At 35.4% G+C, this 20,827-nt stretch carries 16 protein-coding genes and 3 pseudogenes; 13 read left to right on the forward strand and 6 right to left on the reverse strand.

Translation table 11 applies throughout. The annotated features are described in order from the left end of the window. Positions 1-89 precede the first annotated feature (89 nt). Positions 90-347 (forward strand): annotated as a pseudogene (locus BCR24_RS16570) (tyrosine-type recombinase/integrase); the annotation flags it as partial. Between the two features lie 414 nt (positions 348-761). Continuing rightward, the gene (locus BCR24_RS17320) at positions 762-893 is read left to right on the forward strand and encodes a hypothetical protein (protein ID WP_275579429.1); all 132 of its coding nucleotides are present in this window, start codon (positions 762-764) and stop codon (positions 891-893) included. On the opposite strand, the gene BCR24_RS14695 is transcribed toward BCR24_RS17320, so the two are convergent. Continuing rightward, positions 890-1,201 (reverse strand): hypothetical protein, encoded by a 312-nt coding sequence (locus tag BCR24_RS14695; RefSeq protein ID WP_069641252.1) that lies wholly within the window; start codon positions 1,199-1,201, stop codon positions 890-892. The two genes, BCR24_RS17320 and BCR24_RS14695, sit on opposite strands and share 4 nt — an antisense overlap. Positions 1,202-1,682: 481 nt before the next feature. Between BCR24_RS14695 and BCR24_RS14700 the strand changes: the two genes are divergently transcribed. From BCR24_RS14700 to BCR24_RS16575, 4 genes and pseudogenes are all read left to right on the forward strand, one after another. Beyond that, positions 1,683-2,525, forward strand: coding sequence for an efflux RND transporter periplasmic adaptor subunit (locus BCR24_RS14700; protein WP_069641253.1), 843 nt, complete (start codon positions 1,683-1,685; stop codon positions 2,523-2,525). Then, a complete protein-coding gene (locus tag BCR24_RS14705) occupies positions 2,522-3,208 on the forward strand; it encodes an ABC transporter ATP-binding protein (protein ID WP_069641254.1) in 687 nt (228 codons plus the stop codon). The genes BCR24_RS14700 and BCR24_RS14705 overlap by 4 nt, the downstream gene beginning before the upstream one ends. Beyond that, on the forward strand, positions 3,198-4,409 hold the full coding sequence (locus BCR24_RS14710; protein WP_069641255.1) for an ABC transporter permease: 1,212 nt from the start codon (positions 3,198-3,200) through the stop codon (positions 4,407-4,409). Before BCR24_RS14705 ends, BCR24_RS14710 begins: the two co-directional genes overlap by 11 nt. 16 nt (positions 4,410-4,425) lie before the next feature. Beyond that, positions 4,426-4,545: pseudogene (locus tag BCR24_RS16575) on the forward strand (IS3 family transposase); the annotation flags it as partial. Positions 4,546-4,667: 122 nt separating this feature from the next. On the opposite strand, the gene BCR24_RS14715 reads toward BCR24_RS16575, so the two are convergent. Next, positions 4,668-7,085, reverse strand: a complete 2,418-nt coding sequence (locus BCR24_RS14715; RefSeq protein WP_069641256.1) for a hydroxymethylglutaryl-CoA reductase, degradative — start codon at positions 7,083-7,085, stop codon at positions 4,668-4,670. A 184-nt stretch (positions 7,086-7,269) separates the two neighbouring features. On the opposite strand from BCR24_RS14715, the gene BCR24_RS14720 reads away from it, so the two are divergent. The 3 genes from BCR24_RS14720 to BCR24_RS14730 all read left to right on the forward strand — a co-directional run bounded on the left by BCR24_RS14720 (position 7,270) and on the right by BCR24_RS14730 (position 10,408). Next, the gene (locus BCR24_RS14720) at positions 7,270-8,421 is read left to right on the forward strand and encodes a hydroxymethylglutaryl-CoA synthase (protein ID WP_069641257.1); all 1,152 of its coding nucleotides are present in this window, start codon (positions 7,270-7,272) and stop codon (positions 8,419-8,421) included. Positions 8,422-9,040: 619 nt separating this feature from the next. Next, complete coding sequence (locus tag BCR24_RS14725) at positions 9,041-9,469, forward strand: MarR family winged helix-turn-helix transcriptional regulator (protein WP_069641258.1); 429 nt, start codon at positions 9,041-9,043, stop codon at positions 9,467-9,469. Positions 9,470-9,502: 33 nt separating this feature from the next. After that, entirely contained in the window at positions 9,503-10,408 is a 906-nt protein-coding gene (locus BCR24_RS14730; protein ID WP_069641259.1) for a magnesium transporter CorA family protein, read from the forward strand. A gap of 240 nt (positions 10,409-10,648) precedes the next feature. Here the strand turns inward: BCR24_RS14730 and BCR24_RS14735 are convergent, their stop codons facing one another. Continuing rightward, complete coding sequence (locus BCR24_RS14735) at positions 10,649-11,305, reverse strand: DUF998 domain-containing protein (protein WP_069641260.1); 657 nt, start codon at positions 11,303-11,305, stop codon at positions 10,649-10,651. A gap of 244 nt (positions 11,306-11,549) precedes the next feature. On the opposite strand from BCR24_RS14735, the gene BCR24_RS14740 reads away from it, so the two are divergent. Further along, positions 11,550-12,998 (forward strand): DEAD/DEAH box helicase, encoded by a 1,449-nt coding sequence (locus tag BCR24_RS14740; protein ID WP_069641261.1) that lies wholly within the window; start codon positions 11,550-11,552, stop codon positions 12,996-12,998. Between the two features lie 209 nt (positions 12,999-13,207). Here the strand turns inward: BCR24_RS14740 and BCR24_RS17325 are convergent. Further along, a pseudogene (locus BCR24_RS17325) lies at positions 13,208-14,044 on the reverse strand (oxidoreductase). A gap of 129 nt (positions 14,045-14,173) precedes the next feature. On the opposite strand from BCR24_RS17325, the gene BCR24_RS14750 reads away from it, so the two are divergent. Both BCR24_RS14750 and BCR24_RS14755 read left to right on the forward strand, forming a co-directional pair. Continuing rightward, complete coding sequence (locus tag BCR24_RS14750) at positions 14,174-14,569, forward strand: MerR family transcriptional regulator (RefSeq protein WP_069641262.1); 396 nt, start codon at positions 14,174-14,176, stop codon at positions 14,567-14,569. A 128-nt stretch (positions 14,570-14,697) separates the two neighbouring features. After that, positions 14,698-16,509 (forward strand): penicillin-binding transpeptidase domain-containing protein, encoded by a 1,812-nt coding sequence (locus tag BCR24_RS14755; protein ID WP_069641263.1) that lies wholly within the window; start codon positions 14,698-14,700, stop codon positions 16,507-16,509. Between the two features lie 86 nt (positions 16,510-16,595). Here BCR24_RS14755 and efbA read toward each other — a convergent pair whose 3' ends face one another. Beyond that, positions 16,596-18,317: a fibronectin-binding protein EfbA gene (gene efbA / locus BCR24_RS14760; protein WP_069641264.1), complete on the reverse strand. Its 1,722-nt coding sequence runs from the start codon at positions 18,315-18,317 to the stop codon at positions 16,596-16,598. A 386-nt stretch (positions 18,318-18,703) separates the two neighbouring features. On the opposite strand from efbA, the gene BCR24_RS14765 reads away from it, so the two are divergent. Further along, on the forward strand, positions 18,704-19,648 hold the full coding sequence (locus BCR24_RS14765) for a DUF7916 family protein (protein WP_069641265.1): 945 nt from the start codon (positions 18,704-18,706) through the stop codon (positions 19,646-19,648). Positions 19,649-19,696: 48 nt separating this feature from the next. Here BCR24_RS14765 and BCR24_RS14770 read toward each other — a convergent pair whose 3' ends face one another. After that, on the reverse strand, positions 19,697-20,818 hold the full coding sequence (locus BCR24_RS14770; RefSeq protein ID WP_069641266.1) for a 5-methyltetrahydropteroyltriglutamate--homocysteine S-methyltransferase: 1,122 nt from the start codon (positions 20,816-20,818) through the stop codon (positions 19,697-19,699). Positions 20,819-20,827 lie beyond the last annotated feature (9 nt).

The following is a 20,827-nucleotide window of genomic DNA, read 5'->3' on the forward strand; positions in this document are numbered from 1 at the left end:
CGACTTAATTCTAAAGGATATCAGGGTGTCTTTTCTATTATTTTGCATTAAAAAGATGCCGGTGATTTCTCACCAACATCAGAAAGTATAGAGCCGGCGTTCCATTTAGACGAGAGTATGTGAATCATCATATTAAACGATGTGTTGAGCAATGTGGAATAAAGAAACCCTTCCACACCCACTTAGCTCGCCATACAATGGCAAGTTTAGTCGCTGGTCATTGTGATTGGGAAGTATTGAAAGCTCGTTTAGGTCATACAGATAAAACAACCTCTGAAATTTATCGACACTTAACATCAGAAGAAAGATTAAAACCACTAGAAGCTTTTCAAATTTTGGAAAGCTGACTACACGTTTTGGATAATTCCACAGTGAAAAGCTTGGAATCATCACTTACTTTTTAATGGCTGTAGTCAGAGTGGTAGTCAATTTAATAAAAAATTCAATGATATCAATAGATAGCGTACTTTTAGCACGAAGTAAAGAAATTAGAAGATAAGTGTTTCTTAGATTGCCCGAGTAAAAAAGTGTGAAAGAGTTTGGGACGCATAAGTCCCAATAAAAAAAGCTAGATACCAGTCGAATTGATTGGCATCTGGCTTATTTTTTGTATAAAAATAAGAACACCTTTAATCATGGTGCAAAAGAAGTGTTCATGAGCATGAATAAATAAAAATGTTTAAACGTGGCGAACGCTTTTCCATTAAATGGCGGGATCTGGATGAGTTTCGTGTGGAAATTAGATAAGGAGAAGAATGCCATTGACAGGTTTACTCATCACCCTAAAGAGGGGGATTTACAAATTTAATAATGTATTAATCGAACCAACATATTCAGTAACACTCATTCAAATAGTCGAAGAATTGCAAGAGACAGCACAAGCTGATAATTAAATTTTAAAGCTTAAAATTACCAGGGCTACATAAGCTAGAATACAAATACCTGCTACAACAATAACAATAGGCCAATCAACATTATGGATAAATTGTTTAAACGTTTGGGATTTTTTACCATTTGCTTTATTTTCAAGGTATTGTTGATAATTGGATTCTGCTATAGATATGATTACAAAAAGAATAAATAGCCCAGAAACAAAAGAGGGCAAACGATTAAATTTATTAATGGAATAAAAATAAGCAGCAACAATTACTAGGTAAGAAAATAAATGACGAGAGATTAAACGACTAATAAATTTTGGCAAAACAATCACTCCTTTTTTAATAATTGTATCACCAGTAGAGCAGGAAAGAAATACACATTCGAATGAAAGAAAAGAGTAGGAATCAAAAAAATCTCTATTACTTATCTCAATCAAGATAAAAAAATAGACCGACATTGGTTCGAAGACGCACCGATTGATTGGTGATGTTCTATTTTTTTATCAATAAAGGCAGTATGTAAAGTCTAATTTCATATTGGGCTTTTTTTCCTTATATAAGTATTTTGATTAAATCTATCAAACTTTTTGTTAGTTTACTTGTATCTGTGGACTTAATCGCAATTTTTAATGATTTTTCAGTCCTCAGTTGTTATTAATCTATTTACAAAAGATCACTAGGGTTATGATTAAAAAAACTCCACCTAAAGTCCTCTATAAAATCAGGCTATAGAATGATGATAAAAAAACATTCGTTATTTATAATGACTAAGTAAACAAAATAATGAAAGTAGGAGATTGAGAAATGAAAAAGAAATTGTTGATAGGGGCAGGAGCTATTATTATTTTAGGAGTAGGTGTTTTTGTCTATCAGAATACACAGTCAAAAGAAACTGAAACAGCTAAGAGTATTAGCCTATATGAGGTAGAAAAACAAACACCACTTCATCTAAAAGGACAAGTCCAAGCTAAGTGGACTCAGTCTGTTTTACTAAGTACAGACAAAGGACCAGTCAAAACAATTCATTATAATTTAGGAGACCATGTAACCAAAGATGCTGTCTTAGTAACCTATGAATGGGGCGAAAAAATTAAAGCTGAAAGAGACAGTATTATCGCCACAATGAATCAAGATGCAAAAAATGATCCTTCTAAACCCGTAATGGTATTAAAAAGTACTGAAAATGAAATTAAAGGTACGGTTACAGAATACGACAAAGAGAAATTAAGTAAAGACATGGAGATTAAAATCGACTATGTAAATCAAAATAAATCAGTAACTGGGAAAATCACTACAATTTCTGAAATAAATGCTATTGATGACACTAGTTCAACAAATGCAACAAGCAATTCAGCTACCATTGTAAACTATGATTTTACTGCGCAACCAGATGAGAATATTCCATTAGGCTACAGTGTAGAAATCCTAATTCCTCGAAATGAGATTCATTTGCCAACGAAAAGTATTCAGGAAAAAGATGGGAAATTTTTTTCTTATCTGATTAAAGATAAAAAAGCACAACAAAAAGAAGTAACTGTCAAGGAAGAAGATGGCTTTTACACTTTGGAAAGCGGCTTAGACGAAGGAAATAAAATTATTAAAAACGTTAAAGGAATCAAAGATGGAATGGAAGTGGCAGTTCAATGATCAAAATGGAGCATGTCAACAAATATTATTCATTAGATCAAGAAAGAATTCATGTTTTAAAAGATATTAATTTAGAAATACAAGAACATGAGTTTGTTGCGATCATGGGACCATCAGGGTCAGGAAAATCCACTTTGATGAATACAATAAGTTTTTTAGACGGTAGTTTTGAAGGGAGTTATCTTTTCAATGGCGAAGATGCTTATAGCTATAATGACAATAAGCTATCAAAAATTCGGAATAAATCAGTAGGGTTTGTTTTTCAATCGTTTCAATTGATTGAAAATAATACGGTTTTTGAAAACGTCGCTTTACCCTTATTATACGGAGGAATGAGGTATGGAAATACCAAAGAATTGGTAATGAAAGCTTTAGAAAAAGTTGGCATTCCAGATAAATACAACAAACTGCCAAAACAACTTTCTGGTGGGCAGCAGCAAAGAGTTGCAATTGCCAGAGCGATTGTTGGAAATCCTAATTTTATTGTGGCGGATGAACCGACTGGCGCTTTGGACACTCATACTTCAGCTGATATTATGGAATTATTCCAACGATTGAATGATGAAGAAAAAGTTACGATATTGATGGTTACCCATGATAGTGAAGCCGCCCAATACTGCAAACGGATCATCACTGTTCGAGATGGTGAGATTATTGAAGGAGGAGCAGGCTATGCGTTTTAGTGAAATTTGGAAAACATCGTTGAAATCTATTTTGAAAAATAAAAGGCGCAGTTTTCTAACGATGATCGGTTTGATCATCGGAGTTTCTTCGGTTATTACGATTTTTTCAATTGGACGTGGATTTGAGCGGTATGCGGCTGATTTTATAGGATTGGATAATTACGACTCCAGCGTGTATTTTAACTTTGCTCCGAAAGATCAATCGTTTTATGAAACTAATTTAGCTTCTTTTTCTGAAATTGATTTCGAGCGGATTGAAAATGTGGACGGTGTTAAATCCGTTGAGTACTATGATAACGAAGAGAAAGGTGCTAAGTACTATTCACAGCAAATTGATGAAGCAAGCACTGCATCAACGCAAGGCTCATTTAAATTACTAGGATCAGATGGTACAGAAACTATTTATGGGCGAAAAATAAAGAGCACGGATAATATCAATCGAAATAAAGTAATTGTCATTAATGAAACGATTGCCAAAGCTATAAAAAAAGACAATCCTGAATCATTGATTGGGAAAAGTGTAACGATTCAAGGACAGCTTTTTGAAGTTATCGGTATCATGGAAGATCGTGATAATTCTGGATTTATTTCAACACAAGAAGATTATGTTGTTGTAGAAGTACCTTCAGCAAGTTATGAAGAATATTTTGAAAGTCCGAAAGATTCGATTTTGGTTAAATTAGATACGGTTGCTGATCCTAAATTAGTAACAAAGGACATAGAAAAAATGTTGGATAAATATGGATCACTTAGAAATATGGGCGCATATGAAAGCCAAGACCTTGCTGGACAAGTTAGTCAACTTAGGATGATTCTAACTGGAATTACCGCTATTGTTTCAATAATTGGTGGTATTTCATTGTTTATTTCAGGGATTGGTGTTATGAACATGATTTATATCTCTGTATCTGAACGAACGAAAGAGATTGGTGTCCGTCGTGCGATGGGTGGGACTAAAAATAATATCATGATGCAATTTTTGCTGGAAGGCATCACACTGACTTTGATTGGTGGCGCAATTGGGTATGCATTTGGCATGTTGATTGGTTATGTAGTCGGAATGGTTACACCGTTTACGATCGTTCCAGATTTCTTTACGGCTATGTTAGCTTTAATTCTTTCGATTGGAATCGGGATTATTTTTAGTTGGTTACCAGCCAAAAGTGCTGCGAAGAAAGATATTGTTTCGTTGATTCGTTAGGTTATCCAGTTTTGAGGAATTAAAACGAGCAGTTACAAATTATATTGATTATTACAACCATCATCGGATAAAAGCAAAATTGACTGATATGAGTCCGGTTCAATACCGAATTCATACCAGTCGAGTAACAGGTTAATCTACGTACAACTTTTAGGGCCCACATCATTATGTCTCAGGCTCGTCACGGTTATTTTTTTATTATTTTACAACAGATCATTTGTTTCGAGCGTTTTGGCAATATATTGTTCTAAAAAGAGATTACTGCCTTAAATCAGTTAAAAGGTTTAAAGCTTGTTCTTGATTCATCAAACCTATTTTTAGTTTTTCTGCAATGATTTCGATTTCTGTCCCTTTTGCACCAACAGACATAGCCAAAGAACGAGCTTGTAAAGACATATGACCTTGTTGAATTCCTTCTGTGACTAAAGCACGCAATGCAGCTAAATTTTGTGCTAAACCAACAGCAGCTATTATCTCTGCTAACTCTTTTGCAGTCTTTACATTTAAGATGTCTAAAGCAGCTTGTGCTTTAGGTAATACACGAATTGCTCCGCCAACTGTTCCGATAGCCAACGGTAATTTAATTGTCCCTTTTAAGCCATCTTCTACAAGTTCCCATTGGCTTAACCCACGATAAGTTTCTTTCACAGCATATGCATGAGCCGCTGCTGCAACAGCTCGAGTATCATTGCCAGTGGCTAAAACTACCGCTTCAATTCCGTTCATAATGCCTTTATTGTGGGTTGCAGCACGATAAGGATCTAGTTGAGCTACTTTTGAAGCTGCAGCAATCTTTTCTGCAATTAATTTTCCAGAAGCCAAATCTCCTGTTTTACTCAAACTAGCAAATGGAATGGTGCAAGTTGCTGTTACTAGTGATTCGGTTGCATAATTACTTAGGATACTAAATAGAATTTCCTCATCAAACCATTGACGGAATAGATTGGCTACGCCTTCTAAAATAGAATTTAGAATGTTCGCTCCCATCGCATCTTTTGTATCAACAAGTAAATCCACTGATAAATACCTATCATCTTCTGGAAACTGACGGACTTGAATTCGTTTTAAACCACCACCACGTTTTACAATAGAAGGATAGCTTTTTTCAGCTTGAATGAAAATTTCGTTAGAAGAGCGTTCGATGCGCTCTTTTATGACAGTGTCATTAGTAACGTTCATAAAGACGATTTGCCCTCTTAGTAGTCCTTCGGCAAGTTTACTTTGAATACCACCGTTTTTTCGCAACATTTTAAACCCATTGCTGCATGCGGCAATAACGGAGGGTTCTTCTGTTGCCATAGGGACTTGATAATGTTTATCATTTACTAAAACATCCGTAACAACGCCCATAGGCAACGCCAGTTCACTGATTTGATTTTCGATTAAGTGATTAGCAACATCTTCATCTAAAGATATATTTTCTAACTCTTGTCTGTTTTCTGGAGAGAGGTGTCCATTATCTTGTAAAAAAGTTAATCGTTCATCTCTTGATAGTTGATAAAACTTTTTATCAGCTGTTTTTTTTTTAGGTCGTTCAATAAGCATCGCAAGCCCTAAACCGCCGCCAACGCAAAGCGAAGCTACACCATATTGCGTGTCCGTGTCTTCTAATTGGTGAGCTAAAGTCGAGACGATTCGAGCACCGGAAGCGCCGATTGGATGTCCTAAAGCAATGCCACCGCCCCAAATATTGAGTTTTTCTTCTGGAATTGCTAATTCATTTTGAACAACGATAGAAGAAGCAGCGAAAGCTTCATTGATTTCAAATAGATCAATATCTTTGACATTCATATTATTTCGTTCCAATAGGGACTGGATCGCCTTTATGGGTGAAATTCCCATTATACTTGGATCAATTCCGATTTCAATCACATCTTTTATGATGGCAAGATAAGGAATATGATGTTTTTGTGCAAAAGCTTTTGAGGTCAGCAGCATTGCTGAAGCACCATCATTGATTGTCGATGCATTTCCAGCTGTGACTGAACCATCTTCTTTAAACACGGTTTTTAAGGTATTTAATTTTTCAAAAGTACTCTCTTTTCGAATACCTTCATCATGCTCAAAAACAGTACCCTCAATATTCAATGGAACGATTTCTTTCACAAATTTGCCGTCGGTTTGCGCTTTGGCAGCTTTTATTTGCGAGTGAAGCGCAAAGGTATCCTGCATTTCACGAGTAACATTAAATTGTTCTGCAACATTTTCTGCTGTCATTCCCATCGCTTTTCCACTAAATGCATCTGTTAAACCGTCTACAATCATAGTGGGAACAGGTTTCGAATAAGTATCATCTTCTTTATACGTGATAGCGGGAGCTGTTGTCATACTTTCTGTTCCGCCAGCTAAAACGACATCCGCTTCACCTAATTGAATCGCTTGTTTTGCTAAACTGAGCGCTTTCATTCCAGATCCGCAAACTTCATTTACTGTAAAAGCAGGGATTTCAAAACTTAATCCACTATTGATAGCAATTTGTCTTGCAGGATTTTGCCCATTTCCTGCTTGCAATACATTGCCAAAGACGACTTTTTTTATATGTTTTGCTACGTTTGTATTTCTTGTAAGTAACTCTTTTGTCACAACCGTTCCTAGCTCAACTGCTGATAATGATTTTAATTGTCCTCGATACTTCCCTATAGGTGTTCTCAAGGCGTCGATAATTACGATTTCCACGACGTCACCTCCAATATGAAATATACCATGGTTTGTGAAAAAAGAATACTCTATAAATCATAATAAAAAAACTTCTTAAATTCTTTAACAAATTTTAAATTATCCTTTTTTCTACCAATCTTCCTCGATTATATGATAAATTATAGGAGGTAATGAATGAGAATAATGATAAAGGAGATATAAAATGAACGTTGGCATAGATAAAATTAGTTTTTTTGTCCCACCATATTATGTGGATATGACCGATTTAGCATTAGCAAGAGAGGTCGATCCAAATAAATTCCATATCGGAATCGGACAAGATAAAATGGCTGTTAATAAAAAAACACAAGATATCGTGACCTTTGCTGCAAATGCTGCAAAAAATATTTTAACAGAAGAAGATCAAGCACAAATCGATATGGTAATCGTAGGAACGGAGTCTGGTATTGATGAATCGAAGGCCTCAGCTGTCGTTTTACATCGTTTGTTAGGGATTCAACCGTTTGCACGTGCATTCGAAATAAAAGAAGCTTGTTATGCAGGAACCGCAGCTCTACAATTTGCTTTAGCCCATATTCAACGTCATCCCAAAAGTAAGGTATTAGTAGTCGCATCTGATATTGCGAAGTACGGATTAGCTTCCGGTGGCGAACCAACTCAAGGAGCTGGGGCTGTTGCTATGTTAATCTCAACTAATCCAAGAATTTTGGAATTAAATGATGATAGTGTGGCATTAACACAAGATATTTATGACTTTTGGCGACCTGTGGGTCATGATTACCCGATGGTTGATGGACAATTGTCGAATGAAACCTACATTGAAGCTTTTCAAAAAGTTTGGGATGAATATCAAGAACGACATAAAAAGACAATCAAGGATTTTCAAGCACTAGCTTTTCATATACCTTATACAAAAATGGGGAAGAAAGCCTTATTAGCTGCGTTGGAAGCTGAATCATCAAAAGAACAAGAACGTATTCTAACAAAATATGAAGCAAGTATTACCTATAGTCGCCAAGTCGGTAATCTTTATACTGGATCTTTGTATCTTGGGTTGATTTCGTTGTTGGAAAATGGTCAGTTGAATGCAGGAGATGAAATTGGTCTTTTTAGTTATGGATCTGGTGCTGTAGCTGAATTCTTCAGTGGGAAACTTGTTGAGGGTTATGAAGAATATTTATTGACTGATCTTCATCAAAAACAACTAGATGAACGACAAATCCTGTCGATTTCAGAGTATGAAGAGATGTTCAATGACCATTTGGATATTAATTTAGATCAAGACTATGAAGATTCGCTTTTGTATAGTATTGTCTCTGTTTCAAATACAGTAAGATTTTATAGGGAAAAATAACTAATTTAGTAAAAAAGTCGATTGATAATGTTGCGTATTAAAGTGCTGTGAAAAACAGTCAATACGCTGCATTATCGATTTTTTATTACCAATCTAATTCGCAGTCAAGGGAACGACAGACTTCAATAAACTTATTATCAGGTTTTTGGTCAAGAATGAGGGTGTCGATCGCTGCATAGGTTGAAAATGTAAAAAAATTTTTCTTATATGATTTAGAGAGATCGCTCATTAATATCGCAGTTTTAGCTTGCGAAATCATATTGTTCTTTAAATACCCACTTGTGATGAGTAAGGGACTTAAAATGTATCCACTTATAATTATTGTCTTGGTGTTGATCACAGGGCAGATGTTTGGATTAAATGGAATGATTGTTATTTTACCGGGGATAGCAGTATTATGGATTGATGATTATTCGTGAAAGTAAAAAAGAAAAAACAACCGTAGAAAAATAAGAGTACATGTTGTTTTATTAGAATTAAAAAAATAAATACGCAAGAAAAAATCAGAACATGATGCTTAAAATGATGTTTTGGTTTTTCTTTGAATAAATTCGATTATTAAATAGTTGTAAAATAAAGTGTTGTGTTTTAAACTGATAAGTGAGAGGTGATGATAATTATGATTTTTAATCTAGAAAGTTTAGCAGAAAGGATTTATCAACTTAGTATTTTGCAGCAAAATGAAGTCCTTACGCAATTAAAAAAGGTACAATTAAATAGTTTACAGGCTCGCAGCCTTACATATATTAGCCAATATCCTGGAACGATGCAGCGTGATGTAGCCATTTACTTAGGCAAAAAACAAGCAACGGTTACGAATATCTTAAAAGGATTGCAAGAAAGACAATTTATCTATCGTGAAATCCCTAAAGACAATGAACGACAAAAAAATATTTTTCTTACTAGAGAAGGAAAGCAAATCGTCAGTCAAGTAAATCAAATTTTTGAGCAATTAGATGAGAAGGTACGTAGTGGTTTGACGAAAGAAGAACAAAAACAGCTAAAAGAGAATTTACTCAAAGTTGAAAATCATTTTAAAGAGCAATAGTAGATTTTTTTAAATGACATTGGAGGTTTTTTTATGATGACAGAAAGACAATTCGGCAGTGGAGACAATTTTTGGGTCAATATCAATTCTGATCAAGTAGCGATCGATTCAGATTTATATAAGCAATATGGCATTGATAGTGAAATTATTTCTTATGCACTAGATAAAAATGAGCGCGCCCGTATCGAGTATAATAGTGAATTGAATGCATTTATTTTGATTTATAATGTTCCTCAAAATAAAAAGAGTGATAGCCATTATGAAGCAACACCAATGACGTTTTTAATAAAAAATAACCAATTATTGACTATAACTAATCATCAAAATGTGTACATTACCCAATATATGGAAAAATTTTTGAATGATAATCCTGATATTTCTGTTTTTAAATTTCTTTTTTCAAGTTTATTTATGATTACTGACAAATTCTTTCCAGTAATAGAAGAGATGAACCGCGAACGAAATCATATCAATGATATGCTGAGAGAAAAAACATCCAAAAAGAATTTATTAGCATTGTCAGATGTAGAGACAGGTGTTGCGTATTTTATCTCCGCAACAAAACAAAATGCGGTTTTACTTGAACAAATAAAAACAAATGTTATTTTTCGGTCGCTCAATGAGATCGAAAAAGAACAGTGGGAAGACACCTTGATTGAAGCCAGGCAACTTGTTGAGATGGCTCAATTGACTTCTCAAGTTTTACAGCAATTATCTGGAACATATAATAACATCTTGAATAATAATTTGAATGATACGATGAAAATTTTGACAATTCTTTCCATCTTATTAACAATTCCGACAATCGTGACAGGCTTCTTTGGTATGAATATGCCTCTACCGTTAGAGCATAATATTTTAGGATGGGTGATAGCTATTGGTATAAGTTTGATTGGGTGGTTTGGTTTATCATTTATTTTGCGTCTTATTCTAAAGTAAAGATTTATTGTGATAGTTCAATTTAAAATGTAAATGTACTAGAATATGTGTGTTTTTTATATAATACTCGATTTGAAATAATTTTTAGTTATAAAATAAACTTGTAATGAACATAACGATGTGCTGTTGTTATGACAAAGAGATATAAACGGAAGATTCATTCTGGATAATGGGAAGTTGAGGACTAGATTCCGACAGAGAAGGTGGGAAAAGAAAAGACAATAAGACTTTAGCATGATGCTAAAGTCTTATTGTCTTTTGATTGTTTCTATCTAGATTTTTAATAGCGACAAGAAAGAAAGGAAAATATAAAAAAAGTAAATTTGCTCGTTGCCAAAGTCCGCGATAGGGAATGTGCAATTGAGTTACAAGAGGGATTTTAGGTGCGGCAAATAAAAACATAAAGAAACAAGAGCAGAAAAAAATAACAATCAGGATTCTGACAAATAAATAATGATGCTCTAAAGTATAGAGCTTGATCAAAAAGAATGTCGCCATTAATAGTGCAATAAAACCAACACCGGATAAGTAGTCATGAATGAGGGCTTCAACATCTAGTTGAGCCGTATTAGTTGTGCGATCAAAAATAGCTGTCACTAAGCAATCTCCAATAGAAAAAATAGCTATGGTGATACTCAACCATGTTGCTAGTGGCTTAGAAGTGTTGTTGAACCGTGCATAAAAGCTTGGAATCGTTAAAATAAATAGACTACCATCAACCAATTGCCAAACTTTAAAGGCTAGTTTTACAGGACTTCCATCTTCACCAAAATCACTGATCAACATTGTTACTGGATTATAATTGGGGTAAAAATGAGCAAAAATCAAAGGGAATGTTAGTTCACTAATGATAACTAGAATCATAATACCAAATCCATATCTTTTTAAAAAATTCATGGAAAAACCTTCTTTTCTTTCAAACGTTTTAGTCAATTTTTATTATACTACAGACTTATTTTTTAAAGAACAATAATGATGTAAACCAAACAGGAAAAGACCGCTCCAGACGATTTAAAAAGATTAATTCAGCCTCTTGCAGTTCTACATCTTTTCGTGGATAATAAGGAGCTGAATCTAAATAGTAAAAATAGACGTTTCGTTAACATTAGTTTAAGCAATAAACGAAAAGAATGGGGAAACAATGAATAATATAAATTTTAGCAGCTATCCGCTAAGCGATGTAATCTTAAAAGCAATTTCTGATTTAGGCTACGAAATACCTACACCGGTCCAACAGCAAGTTATTCCAGCTGTTCTGGCTGGGAACGATGTTTTAGTTCAATCTCAAACTGGTAGTGGCAAAACGGCTAGTTTTGGCATTCCTTTGTGCGAAAAAGTTGATTGGATCGAGAATAAGCCCCAAATTCTTGTACTGGAACCGACAAGAGAGTTAGCACAGCAAGTGCAAGAAGACTTGATCAATATTGGTCGCTATAAACGGATCAAAGCAACAGCAGTTTATGGAAAAGCATCTTATGTAAAACAAAAGTCAGAGCTAAAGCAAAAAAGTCATATTGTAGTTGGAACACCTGGACGAGTATTGGATCATATTATCAAAGGGAGTCTCCCGCTTGAAAAAATCAACTGTTTAGTCATTGATGAGGCAGATGAAATGCTTAATATGGGGTTCATCGATCAAGTAAAAGAAATTATTGCGGCGTTACCAAAAATGAAAAACACATTATTATTCTCTGCAACAATGCCACAGACGATTGAACGTATGAGTAATGCCTATCTACATGAGCCAATCGTTGTAAAAATTGAAGCAACAGAGAAAACAACGCCTAAAATTCAACATGCTTTTTTAGATACCACAGATGAAAACAAACTGAACGCTTTAGAAGCTGTAACGATCATGGAAAATCCAGATACCTGCATTATTTTTGCTAACACACAAGAGAAGGTTAATGTTACCTATGATTTCTTAGTAAAGGCTGGATATCCTGTTGGCAAATTACATGGTGGCATGATGCAAGAAGATCGTTTTGATGTAATGGATGCGTTTAGAAAAGCTAAGTTTCGCTATCTCGTCGCAACAGATGTAGCAGCGCGAGGCATTGATATTGAGAATATCACGCATGTTATTAATTTAGATATTCCTTATGAAAAAGAAAGCTATATTCATCGTGTCGGTCGAACCGGACGTGCTGGCAAAGAAGGCTTTGCTTTAACGTTTGTAACCCCGAAAGAAGGCGCACTAAAAAGAGAAATCGAAACATTTGGCGAACTAACGATGACTCAAATCACCCTGCCCAATGCTAAGCTAGTTGCGCGCAGCAAATCTGCTTTTGAAGCGAAAATAACGACAAAACAAAAAATAAAACAGCCTAAAGCGAAACGAGTGAACGAAGAAATTACTAAAGTCTATTTCAACGGTGGGAAGAAAAAGAAATTACGTGCACTTGATTTTGTCGGGACTATTTCAAAAATTGAAGGAATCACAGCAGAAGATATTGGCATTATTACCATTCAAGAAAATGTAACCTATATTGATATCTTAAATGGCAAAGGACAACTTGTGATTCAAGCAATGAAAGAGCGGACAATCAAAGGAAAACAATTGAAAGTTCATGTGGCAAGAAAAAAATAATACTACTAAGGTATTAGGTCGAGACAAAAGTATTCAGCTTATTGCCAAAGACCGTCAACTCTTAGAGCTCTAGCTCTTAGAAGTTGATGTAATCGAAGCACAGCGTAGTCTACTTATTTCTCGCCATTTATTCGGATATAGAGAGCGAAACAAAACTGATTTTTAGTTTTGTCCCGCTCTCTTCCTTTTTTATTCAACTATATAAAATATTAATAATCTGTTGTCATGGTTAAGGATTTCCAATTTTCAATATCTATTTGCGCTAGTTCTATTCTTCGATTAGCATGTAGATAGGCATCACTTCCTAATAAAAGGCGAAGAGGTGGTTCCAGTGAATTTTCAGTTATTTGGATCATTGCCTCAGCAGCTAATTCTGGATTGCCTGGTTGATGTCCGCTCAATTGTCTAAGACCATGAATATTTTTTCCAGCTGTCTTATCATAATCAGAAATGTTCCTCCTACTTTCTTTTGCTGATCGTCCAGCAAAATCGGTCTTAAAATCTCCTGGCTCAATCAACGTTACATGTATCCCTAATGGTAAGACCTCTTGGTAGAGCGACTCAGAGTATCCTTCAATTCCAAATTTTGTTGCATGATAATAACCAAATCATGGAAAAGCGATGAGTCCACCAACAGAAGAAATATTTAAAATATGTCCTGTTTGTGCTGTTCTCATGTAAGGCAACACCTGATTTGTTACATTTGCTAAGCCAAAAAAATTCACATCAAATAATTTTCGCACTGCCATTTTGTCTGCCTCTTCAATCGAAGAAAAATACCCAATTCCAGCGTTGTTTACGAGTACATCGATATGACCGAAATACTCGATCGCACGATGTACAGCCTGTTTGATTTGGCTTTCTTTTGTGACATCTAATGGCAACACTAAGATATCAGTTTCAGTTGTAAGATAATTCTCAATATCTTGGGTATTTCTTGCTGTAGCAACAACACGATAGTGATATTCTAATAATTTTAAGGTAAGTGCTTTTCCTAATCCTGTTGATGCACCAGTGATAAACCAGACTTTTTCATTATTTTCCATGATGATTTCCTCCTCGAAATTATATTGTATTTGAGCGCGATAATGAACCTAATTTTCTCGTGCTCTAGTAACAATATAGCCCCTTAGAGTAACTCTCAGTCAACTAACAAATAGAAAGAAGATGATAGAATGTACACAGTACATGACGTAGCTAAAAAGATGACTATTTCACCACATACGTTGCGCTTCTATGAAAATCAAGGATTATTCCCGCATGTGACAAGAAATCATGCGAACGTTCGTCAATTTTCAAATGAAGACTTGGAGTGGGTCAGGATTGTTCAAGCATTAAGATTGACTGGTATGAGCTTGTCAGAAGTGAAACGGTATATCATGCTTTGTGAGGCGGGAAATCCAACGATTGATGAACGCTCTCAACTTATTACAACACAACGAGAACGTGCAGAAAAAGAGTTAATAAACATCAAAGAAAAAATCAAAGTATTAGAAGAAAAAGAACAGTATTATCAAGACTTAGCTTTACAGGAAAGAAGAGATTACAGAAATCCTAAGCTAAAGTGCTAAATTTACTTTTAGTGGGAGAATACTCTAATTTTTGTTTAAGATGAGTAGTGTGAATAAAAAAAAGCAGATAAAAGAGGTAAAATACAAAGGGATAATCATTTAAAAATAGAACTTGGAGATAAGCTAGAATGAAAAAAATAAAAGACTGGTTTGCGCATCATAATCTTTCTACAACTAAAAACCGAAAAAGAGTAGGGATCACTGTTTTATTTTTGACTATTCTGATTTTTGTACTATTTACGGTACGTTTATCTTCAATTTTAATAACTGGTAAAGTTGCTGGAACTACCCTTTCAGAAAAGACAAAAGATCTTTATGAAGTCCATGAAACATTGGAAGCTAAAAGAGGGACGATCTTTGATAAAGATGGGAATGTGTTAGTCGAAGACTCAAGTGCATTTTCACTATATGCTATTTTAGATAAAAACTATACTGATTTAGAAGGTAAAAAATTGTATGTACAAGAAAAGGATTGGTCGGCAATCGCAGAAATTTTTGAAAAATATGTCAAAATCGATAAAGAGACAACACTAAAACAGTTAAGACCGAGTGTCAATGAGTCAGGGGAGCCTATAACGACCGTTGAATTTGGAACTAATGGTAAAAACTTGAACTTTGAAACAAAAAGGCAGATTCAAGAAGATCTAGATAAACAAAATATTTCAGGTATTTATTTTAGAGAAGAAAGAAAACGTGCGTATCAAGCAGGAAATTTTGCCTCCTTTTTTATAGGCTACACGCAACAAGACGATAAAGGCGATGAGCTGGGAGTTATGGGCATCGAGGAGGCTTATAATAATCAGTTATCAGGTGTCAATGGCTCTAGGAGTTACGAAATAAACTCTGCAAAAGGCGATGTAAAACCAGGAAGTGTGAAAGAGAAAAAGAAAGTTGATGGCAGTAATATCTACACGACATTAGATAGTAATCTTCAATTCTATTTGGAGGAGCTATTGGATGATGCTGCTAAAAATTATCAACCAGAGCATATCACCGCAACGTTGATGGAAGCTAAAACAGGAAACATACTAGCAACCGCTCAACGCCCCTCTTTTGAACTGGATACAAGAAACGGTGTCGATGATCCAAATTTCAAGTGGCGCAATATTATTGTTGAAGATGCCTTTGAACCAGGTTCGACAATGAAAAGTCTGCTGATGGCAACGGCCATTCAGGAAAATAAATTTGATGAAAACGAGCAATTTACTTCAGGCAGTATTAAAGTGGATGATGCGACGATTAATGATTGGAATAACGGTGTTGGTGCAGGGAACATGACCTTTAGACAAGGTCTTGCGTGGTCAAGTAATGTAGGAATGGTGACGCTTCAGGAACGCATGCCTGAACTGTGGCAAGACTATCTCACAAGGTTTGGCTTTGGCAAAAGTACTAATTTCGGCTTATCTGGTGAAGCGGCTGGTGAAATTCAGGATAAAACAACAGTTGATAGAGCGATGACGGCTTATGGACAAGGAATCTCAGTAACGCATTTACAAATGCTTCAGGCCTATACCGCAATTGCAAATGGTGGAGAAATGTTGAAACCGACGATTATCAATAAAATCGTAAACGCCAATGGCGAAGAAACAGTGACGCAACCAGAAGTTGTAGGCACACCAATATCACGCGAAACGGCTGATAAAATTTTAGAGTACATGAAAGATGTGACGATTGATCCTAAATTTGGTATGGGAAAAGAATATGCCATCGAAGGACTGAATGTTTCAGCTAAAACAGGAACAGCAGAGTTTTTTGAAAATGGTAGTTATCAAAAACAAGAATATTTACATTCTGTGGTTACGATTACTCCAACTGAAGAGCCGAAGTATATTTTTTATATGACGATCAAAAAGCCTGTATTACAAGGTGTATCAGCCAATAAAATCATTTCGGATGTGTCAAATAAACTAGTACAGCATGCAATGGCTGCTCGAAATTAATTTAAAAAAAGCTTCGAACTAAAGCACTTGTCGGCTTTGTTCGAAGCTTTAATTCTTGTGTTCATAACGAAATTGGCTGTTTCTTATCAATTAGAACGAAACGTTGTTGGATTATTTTCTTTTAGAGTCTCTAATAACTGTTCATCAGGGGTTACATAAAGTGTTTTTTGGTTCTCGTAAATCACATATCCTGGTTTTGCGCCGTTTGGTTTGTGGACATGTTTGACTTGAACATAGTCAACTGGTACTCGAGCAGAAAGACGATATTTAGAATAATAAGCGGCAAGATTAGCAGCTTCCATCAATGTTTTATCAGAAGGTGCAGCATTTTTAATGATTACATGTGATCCAGGAATATCTTTTGCATGTAGCCAAACATCGGTTTTCTTTGCTGTTCTTAGTGTAAGCTGATCATTTTGCAGGTTATTCCGACCAACTAGAATTAAATCACCTTCACTTGAATAGAATTCTTCTGGTTTGCTCTTTTTTAATTGTTTTTGTTTTTTAGCACCACGTTTTTTTACATATCCTTGTTCGATCAATTCCTCACGAATCATCTCAATATCCATAGGACCAGCTATTTCTAATTGTGATAAGACAGATTCTAAGTAGCTGATTTCTTGAGTTGCTTGTTCAATTTGTCCATGAACGACTTTTACTGCATTTTTTAGCTTTTGATATTTTTGAAAATATTTTTGTGCATTTTGATTAGGTGTTAGAGCAGGATTTAATTTTATGGGTAATAATTGATCTTCCTCATAATAGTTTGGCAATTCAACGAACTCAGCGCCTTTAGGAACTTGAGCCATAAAGGTAGTTAATAGTTCACCATCGCGACGATAATTTTCAGCATGTTCTGTGTCAGCTAAGGTTTGTTGAAGTTTTACAACTTTACTTTGATTACGTTTTAATTCGTTTTCGATTTTATGGATCAATTCACCGCCTTGTTGTTTGACGCGGTCTTTTTCAGCTTTCCCACCATAAAAGGCATCAAGTAACTCACTTAGCGTGTTAAAGGATTGTTGCTTTCCTTCAAGTGAAATGAAGGGAAGTGGGGTAAAGTATTCTTTTTTTGCAGCTATTGTCAATGTCGGTGCAACTTCGTTTTCAAGGGAGGCCCAAAAAGATTGCCATACAAGCATTTTTTCATTTGGATGTTCCTTTAAACGAAAGGCTAATTCATCGGCAGTGTCTTTCCCTAAGCCTTGAAATTGACTTTGTAAGTATTTCCCATTGATTTCACTGGTTTTAGAAAGAATCTCAAAAACCTTTTCCTTACTTGCTGAGAAGGGATTTTGTTGTTCTTGTTTTGGTGGTTCGATGTATTCGATACCAGGAAGCAAAGAACGATAACTATTTTGAGAGCTACCAATATGTTTGATGGCATCCAAGATTTTTCCATTTTCTTTATTCATCAACACGATGGTGCTGTGTCTGCCCATCAATTCAACAATTAGCACGATATTTTGCAAATCACCTAACTCATCTCGTTTTGTAAATGTAAAACGGATCACCCGATCATTCTCTACCTGATGAATGTGTTCTAAAATAGCACCTTCGAGAAACTTGCGTAACATCATCACAAAGTTAGGTGGTGTATCAGGATTCGCATAAGCAATTGCTGTCAATTGTACACGAGCATAACTAGGATGAGCAGATAAAAGTAATTTATGATTTTTTCCTTTAGAGCGGATCACTAAAACAATTTCATTTTCATACGGCTGATGAATTTTAGAAATTCGGCCAGCTACTAACTTCTCAGACAATTCTGAGATCATTCCATGAGTAAATACGCCATCAAATGACATAAACATCCCTCAATTCTATATACATAATAGTATTATTATAACGGAGTTCTTTTTAATTATAAAGGAAGTGGAAAAGAAAAGTCATAGAATGAGAGTTTATTTCATTTGATACATAAATGACTGCGCTTTCCTGTTGTTTTTAGTATAATAGAGTTAAAGTAATTTATTTATTCTTTTAAAGGCTATCCTTTTTGGAATATAGTTTCCTATTTTTCAGTCAGAACTAAACGAGCCCATTACGCTTTTATGTTATCTAGCTGCATGGGCTAGTTCTTCGGAAAAAAGAGAAGCTAAAAAGGAGGTAAAAAACACCTCAATTTTAGTTTCCTATTTTTCAGTCAGAACTTAAAGAGCCCATTACGCTTTTAAAATAAGGAGGAGTCAATATGGTAAAACGGATAATTAGTGCAAGTTATAGTGAAGTGGCAAAAATGACGGGTGAAGAGTTGAAGCAGTCGATTAAGGCAAGTGAGGGGCGGACGATTTTATCTGAAAATGTTGTTGTAGCTTCTCCCCAAGCCGGAGATATCAGTAATGCGGAGGTTGCAGCGGCATTTGGCGCGGATTTGATTTTATTAAATGTTTTTGATTGTTTTAATCCCATCGTCCAAGGAATTCCCGGGATGTCTATGGAAGAGATCATGACCTATTGGCAAAATCCAGAAAAAAATAAAATCAACCCTATACCGATCTTGAAAGAATTAGTGGGACGTCCGATTGGTGTGAATTTAGAACCAGTAGATGATTCATCTACCATGTTCAGCGAAAAATTTACCATCAGCAATGGCCGGACAAGTTCAAAAGAAACTATTCAAAAAGCTGAAAAAATGGGGATCGATTTTATTTGTTTGACAGGAAATCCAGGAACCGGTGTAACGAATTTAGAAATTGCTAAAGCTGTGAAAGTTGCAAAAGAACATTTTTCTGGTTTGATCATTGCTGGGAAAATGCATAGCGCAGGCTCAGATGAACCTGTCGTTTCTACAGAAGCAGTAGAAGCGTACGCTAAAGCTGGAGCTGACATCTTATTATTACCAGCTGTAGGAACTGTTCAAGGCTTTACGGAAGCGGATATGAAAGAAGCCGTGGCAATTGCTAAAAAATATGATTTGTTAACAATGTCAGCAATCGGAACAAGTCAGGAAAGTGCAAGCAAAGAAACGATTCGCCAAATTGCATTGACAAATAAAATTTGTGGCGTAGATATTCAACATATAGGAGACGCTGGTTATGGCGGACTAGCACCTGCAGAAAATATTTACGAAATGTCTGTTGCAATTCGAGGAATGCGCCATACCATCAATCGCATGGCTCGTTCAGTTAATCGATAAAATAACAAAAAACAAGAAGCTGGTTTGCACCAAACTTCTTGTTTTTTGTTATGCATCTTGCCAAACATGTTTAGCGGTATCAACAACTAGTCTGACTTTGGCCCATTGCTCGGCTTCAGTCAGATGATTTCCTTCTTCAGTAGAAGCAAATCCGCATTGTGGAGACAGACAAAGATTTTCCAATGGGATAAAGGGGGTTGCTTCATTAATTCTGTTGATTAAACCTTCTTCTGATTCTAAAATAGGAAACTTGGAAGTTATTAACCCTAAAACTACTTTTTTTGTAGGATTATTTTTAAAGATTTGCCCTAACGGTTCAAATCCACCAGAACGATCATCATCGTATTCTAAGAAATAGCCATCGATATTTAATTGGGCTAGATAAGTAGCAACATGATCATAAGGTCCAGCGATGGCCCAATCAGATTTATAATTACCGCGACAAACATGCATGGTAATGATTAAATCATCCGGTAGTCCTTTAAGTAACTGGTTAATAACAGTAACGCCGGCTTCACATTGTTGATGCCAATGCTTGATTTCTTCTTCTGATTTAGCATTTTCGATAAATCCTGTATACATTCCCCAAGAAGTATCATCCAATTGAAGATAACGACAACCTAGATCGTAAAATTTTTGGATAGTTTTATGATAGGCTGTGGCTAAATCATCAATAAAAACTTTTTCATCTGTGTAACTCGCATAAGTAAAAGTATCACTTTTTCGATTAAAAAGTAGTGTGGGTGAAGGAATTGTTGCTTTAGGTATGATTCCTTCTGGTGTATGCTCCTTTAAGAACGTGAAAGCTTCGAAAAAGGGATGATCTGGGTTGAAAGTGACTTTATCTGATATCTGATATGAAGCAGCTCTAGTTTCTACTTGATTGAATTGATAGCCATGCTCAGGTATGAGTTGATCAACACCATTCAATCCCCATAAAAAATCTAGATGCCACCAGCTACGACGAAATTCACCGTCTGTCACAGCCTTCAAACCATTGTGGACTTGTTTGTTGATCAGTTCAATAATTGCTTGGTCTTCGACTGATTTCAGCTCAGCCACAGAAATTGTTTGCTTTAGAAAATTTTCTCGAGCTGTTTTTAGTGCATCAGGGCGTAAGAAACTCCCTACTTGGTCGTAGCGAAATGGAATATCTTTGATAGCGGTCATGTTATTGCC

The sequence above is a fragment of the Enterococcus ureilyticus genome, from assembly GCF_001730315.1.
GTDB classification, from domain to species: Bacteria; Bacillota; Bacilli; order Lactobacillales; family Enterococcaceae; genus Enterococcus_L; species Enterococcus_L ureilyticus.

Bases quoted from the DNA above. Each gene is read 5' to 3' on its own strand.
- BCR24_RS14700 (WP_069641253.1), top strand. From the start codon at position 1,683: ATGAAAAAGAAATTGTTGATAGGGGCAGGAGCTATTATTATTTTAGGA.
- BCR24_RS14705 (WP_069641254.1), top strand. From the start codon at position 2,522: ATGATCAAAATGGAGCATGTCAACAAATATTATTCATTAGATCAAGAA.
- BCR24_RS14710 (WP_069641255.1), top strand. From the start codon at position 3,198: ATGCGTTTTAGTGAAATTTGGAAAACATCGTTGAAATCTATTTTGAAA.
- BCR24_RS14720 (WP_069641257.1), top strand. From the start codon at position 7,270: ATGAACGTTGGCATAGATAAAATTAGTTTTTTTGTCCCACCATATTAT.
- BCR24_RS14725 (WP_069641258.1), top strand. From the start codon at position 9,041: ATGATTTTTAATCTAGAAAGTTTAGCAGAAAGGATTTATCAACTTAGT.
- BCR24_RS14730 (WP_069641259.1), top strand. From the start codon at position 9,503: ATGATGACAGAAAGACAATTCGGCAGTGGAGACAATTTTTGGGTCAAT.
- BCR24_RS14735 (WP_069641260.1), bottom strand. From the start codon at position 11,305: ATGAATTTTTTAAAAAGATATGGATTTGGTATTATGATTCTAGTTATC.
- BCR24_RS14740 (WP_069641261.1), top strand. From the start codon at position 11,550: ATGAATAATATAAATTTTAGCAGCTATCCGCTAAGCGATGTAATCTTA.
- BCR24_RS14750 (WP_069641262.1), top strand. From the start codon at position 14,174: ATGTACACAGTACATGACGTAGCTAAAAAGATGACTATTTCACCACAT.
- BCR24_RS14755 (WP_069641263.1), top strand. From the start codon at position 14,698: ATGAAAAAAATAAAAGACTGGTTTGCGCATCATAATCTTTCTACAACT.
- efbA (WP_069641264.1), bottom strand. From the start codon at position 18,317: ATGTCATTTGATGGCGTATTTACTCATGGAATGATCTCAGAATTGTCT.
- BCR24_RS14765 (WP_069641265.1), top strand. From the start codon at position 18,704: ATGGTAAAACGGATAATTAGTGCAAGTTATAGTGAAGTGGCAAAAATG.
- BCR24_RS14770 (WP_069641266.1), bottom strand. From the start codon at position 20,818: ATGACCGCTATCAAAGATATTCCATTTCGCTACGACCAAGTAGGGAGT.